Genomic DNA, 1,009 nt, shown 5'->3' with positions numbered 1-1,009 from the left:
ACTGAACACCCGGAAGTAACAAAGAAAGCGACCTTAGGGTCGCTTTTTTTGTTTCTGCATTGAGCAAAAAACCAACAGGCGATGCCTGGCCCTGTGGGCGCGGGTTTACCCGCTCCCACAGAGGATCTGTAGCAATTTCAGCTACGACGTTCTTCTTCTCGCAACGTCAGCACTTCAAACCCATCCTCGGTCACCGCCACCGTATGCTCCCACTGCGCCGACAGGCTGTGGTCACGGGTAATCACCGTCCAGCCATCCTTCAGCGTGCGCGTCCCGCGCCCACCCTGGTTGATCATCGGTTCGATGGTAAACACCATCCCCGGCTTCAATTTCATGCCCATCCCGCGCTGGCCAACGTGCAGCACCTCAGGCCCTTCATGCATCTGCTGGCCAATGCCATGTCCGCAATACTCACGTACAACGCTGTAACCCGCCGCTTCGGCATGGGTCTGGATGGCATGGCCGATATCACCCAGCGTCGCCCCGGGGCGTACCTGTTCGATGCCTTTCCATAGCGCGTCATAGGTGGTGTCGACCAGGCGCTGCGCCTCATCGCTGATCGGCCCGATGCTGTACATCTTCGACGAGTCGGCGATATAGCCGCCTTGCTCCAGGGTGATGTCGACGTTGATGATCGAGCCTTCCTTCAGCACTTCATCGACCTTGGGCATGCCATGGCACACCACATGGTCCACCGAGGTGTTGAGCGAGTAGGGGAAACCGTACTGGCCCTTGCTTGCCGGGCGGGCCTTGAGCGTGCCGACGATGAACGCATCGGCACGGTCGTTGATCTGCATCGTGGTCACGCCGGGGCGGATGAAGCTGTCGAGGTCGGCGAACACCTGGGCCAGCAACTGGCCGGCGCGGCGCATCAGGTCGAGTTGGGCGGGGGTCTTGAGAATCACCTGGGACATGGGGGAGGGCAGTGGCTCATGCTGGAATGTGCCCCAGCATAGCGCCACGGGGTGCGGGGTTGCCACCGCATGGTGCGCTCCTGTGCCGGCCTCTT

At 60.9% G+C, this 1,009-nt stretch carries 1 protein-coding gene; it reads right to left on the bottom strand.

The window, feature by feature from the left end; genetic code table 11:
* Nucleotides 1–137: 137 nt before the first annotated feature.
* The gene (map, locus tag M2S36_RS22095) at nt 138–914 is read right to left on the bottom strand and encodes a type I methionyl aminopeptidase (protein ID WP_207829229.1); all 777 of its coding nucleotides are present in this window, start codon (nt 912–914) and stop codon (nt 138–140) included.
* Nucleotides 915–1,009 lie beyond the last annotated feature (95 nt).

Source organism: Pseudomonas sp. SF2 (genome assembly GCF_036858055.1).
Lineage (GTDB): Bacteria > Pseudomonadota > Gammaproteobacteria > Pseudomonadales > Pseudomonadaceae > Aquipseudomonas.
Note: the sequence above shows the minus strand (reverse complement) of the source record. Positions and strands in the feature narration are given on the sequence as shown.